Genomic DNA, 3,378 nt, shown 5'->3' with positions numbered 1-3,378 from the left:
CATCTAAGCGATCCATTGATTCAATTTCCATCATTTTACGGTTATAGATAATCGTTTTACTTTCCTCATTAATAATATGGATCCCGATATCGAGTTCATTGAGTAAAGTTTCGTATAGCACATTCATTTCAATAATCTTTTTAAAATTGATTTCTTCTGTATGCATGTATTATCTTCTCCTCGTTATACCCTATGAAGACTGACTTTTTATAATTTTATTAAAATTCTCATAAAATCGCAAAATTTTTTTGCTATTTTCTCTTAAAAATTTTCAAATGATAGAAAATTTTTGCGGTTATGCAGATTTTTTTCGTAAGAAATCCTAATTTTACATAGGTATTGAGGTTGGTACGTATTTTGCATGAATAGTAGTTAAGATCTCTAAATTTAAAGAGTAGGGGGATTATGAATCTTTATAGTGTATGCAACGTTTCAGTTTCAATTAATAAGAGGGAGGAATTTATAAAGTGAAGACGGTTATAGAAGGCGTGTATAGTCCTTGTTACGGGAAAGTAGAGAAATTATTTGTTACTGAAAGTTCTTACGTATATGAGTGGGAAAAATTAGCGTTAATTGAAACAATAGATAAGCAGCAGGTTATAAGTAGTATGTATTTTTGCTCTTTTAAATAATTATTTTTACTATGAAGAATTTTAAAAACGCTTACATTAAATGGGTTTGCAAAGTGAAAAGGGGGGATTTATATGATGGATCAAAACCAGGGATTAAAAAGAGAATTGAAAAGTCGGCACATATTTATGATTGCACTCGGAGGGGTTATTGGTACTGGGCTTTTTTTAGGATCCAGTTATACAATTCATGAAGCTGGACCTGGAGGAGCGATTGTAGCGTATCTTGTCGGTGGATTTGTTATGTATTTAACGATGCTCTGTCTTGGRGAGTTAGCRGTYGCGATGCCKGATGCAGGATCGTATCAAACATATGCTACAAAACATATTTCACCTGCAGCGGGTTATGTAGTGGGATGGATGTCGTGGCTAAACTGGACGGCTACGATAGGCATTGAATTAATTGCAGTTAGTATATTAATGAAACGTTGGTTTCCAGATGTATCATCATGGATTTGGTGCGTAGTGTTTGCCGTATTGCTCTTTGTTATTAATGCGTTATCTTCAAGAAGTTTTGCGGAGGTTGAATTCTGGTTTGCAAGTATTAAAGTAATTACAATTATTGCATTTATCATTTTGGGCGGGGCAGCAATGTTTGGTTTTCTAGATATGAAAGGAAATGAACCAGCGCCGATGTTTTCTAGCTTTACTGATTATGGTGGATTGTTCCCAAATGGGTTATCAGCCATTTTAATTACGATGATTGCAGTTAATTTTTCCTTCCAAGGAACAGAACTAGTTGGTATTGCAGCTGGTGAGAGTGAAAATCCAGAGAAAACTATCCCGAAGGCAATTAATAATACAGTTTGGCGCATACTTATTTTCTTTGTACTATCTATTTTTATTCTTGCGGGACTATTTCCTTGGCAGCAAGCAGGAGTGATAGAAAGTCCATTCGTAGTTGTATTTGATAAAATTGGTATTCCTTATGCGGCTGATATTATAAATTTCGTTATTATTACAGCKGTACTATCAGTTGCGAATTCAGGATTATATGCAACTTCCCGTATGCTATGGTCTATGTCTAATCAAGGAATGATTAGCCCGATTTTTGGTAAGTTATCTAAAAACGGTGTTCCTATTTATGCATTGATTGTAAGTACGTTTGTAGGGTGTCTCTCATTACTATCAGGTATTTATGCGGAAGATACAGTTTATTTATGGCTTCTTTCTATTGCTGGGTTTGGAGCGATATTAGTTTGGGCATCTATTGCTTTATCTAACCTATTAGCTAGAAGGACATACGTGAAGCAAGGGGGAGATATTAAGGATTTGAAATTTAAAACACCACTGTATCCATTTGTTCCAATTCTTGCTTTAGTATTAAATTTAACAGTAATTGTAGCTATGGCTTTTATTCCAGAACAAAGAATGGCATTATATTGTGGTATTCCATTTATGATCGTTTGTTTACTGTTTTACCGTGCTACAAGAAGTAAGAAAAGTAAAATAGAACATATCGAAAAGATGAATACAACAGAATTAGAAAGTTTATAGTTGAAATTKAATTTATAATAACAAGGAATTTAGAGACTGTAGAATTGTAAACAGTCTCTTTTTTTGTAAAAATAAAGCTGGAAACATACTATGTATGCAAAGGGGAATTAGCAATGAATCAAGAAGTTTCACAGCTATTAGAACAGATTGATTTACGAAAAGACGAGCTACTAGAACTTACAAAAGCTTTAATTCGCTTTGAAACACCAGCACCACCAGCAAGAAATACAAATGAGGCGCAAGAATTTGTTGCAGAGTTTCTAAAAAAACGAAATTTTAGTATTGATAAGTGGGATGTATATCCGAATGATCCGAATGTTGTTGGAGTGAAAAAAGGGACAGCAAGTGAGTCACATAAAAGTCTCGTTATTAATGGACATATAGATGTTGCAGAAGTATCAAAGGACGAACCGTGGGAAACAAATCCGTTTGAGCCGTTTATAAAAGATGGTTGGTTAGTTGGGAGAGGTGCGGCAGATATGAAAGGTGGACTAGCTGGAGCCTTATTTGCTATTCAACTTTTAGAAGAAGCGGGGATTGAATTACCTGGGGATTTAATTTTTCAATCGGTAATTGGCGAAGAAGTAGGAGAAGCAGGGACACTTCAATGCTGTAAACGTGGTTACGATGCTGATTTTGCAGTAGTAGTTGATACAAGTAATTTACATATGCAAGGGCAGGGCGGCGTAATTACTGGATGGATTACAGTGAAAAGCCCACAAACGTTTCATGATGCAACACGTAGACAAATGATCCATGCTGGAGGACGTCTATTTGGAGCGAGTGCGATTGAGAAAATGATGAAGATTGTCCAAAGCTTACAAGAATTAGAGCGTCATTGGGCAGTCATGAAAACATATGAAGGCTATCCATCTGGAACAACAACAATTAATCCAGCTGTTATTGAAGGAGGACGTCATGCGGCATTTATTGCGGATGAGTGCCGATTGTGGATAACCGTACATTTTTATCCAAATGAAACGCATGAACAAATAATAGAAGAAATAGAAGAGTATTTAGGAAAAGTGGCAGCAGCAGATCCATGGTTAAGAGAGAACCCACCACAATTTAAGTGGGGCGGAGAATCAATGATTGTGGATCGTGGCGAAATTTTTCCTTCTTTAGAAGTAGATAGCGAACATGTTGCTGTCAAAACGCTAAGTTCAGTACATGAATCTATTTTATCTAAAAATGCAATTTTAGATATGTCAGCAACGGTAACTGATGGCGGATGGTTTAGTGAGTTTAACAT

General features: G+C 35.6%; 2 protein-coding genes and 2 pseudogenes. 3 read left to right on the top strand and 1 reads right to left on the bottom strand.

All coding sequences use genetic code 11. From position 1 onward, the window contains the following. Positions 1–166, bottom strand: a pseudogene (locus AC1DJR_RS24950) (AAA family ATPase); the annotation flags it as partial. A gap of 301 nt (positions 167–467) precedes the next feature. Between AC1DJR_RS24950 and AC1DJR_RS24945 the strand changes: the two are divergent. The 3 genes and pseudogenes from AC1DJR_RS24945 to AC1DJR_RS24935 form a co-directional block, all read left to right on the top strand. Next, a pseudogene (locus AC1DJR_RS24945) lies at positions 468–599 on the top strand (biotin/lipoyl attachment domain-containing protein); the annotation flags it as partial. A 105-nt stretch (positions 600–704) separates the two neighbouring features. After that, entirely contained in the window at positions 705–2,126 is a 1,422-nt protein-coding gene (locus tag AC1DJR_RS24940) for an amino acid permease (protein WP_002139532.1), read from the top strand. A 113-nt stretch (positions 2,127–2,239) separates the two neighbouring features. Further along, positions 2,240–3,378, top strand: a 1,139-nt coding sequence (locus AC1DJR_RS24935; RefSeq protein WP_477003759.1) for an acetylornithine deacetylase, incomplete at its 3' end; no start/stop codon positions are given.

The sequence above is a fragment of the Bacillus sp. 05T31 genome (genome assembly GCF_056396725.1).
Note: the sequence above shows the minus strand (reverse complement) of the source record. Positions and strands in the feature narration are given on the sequence as shown.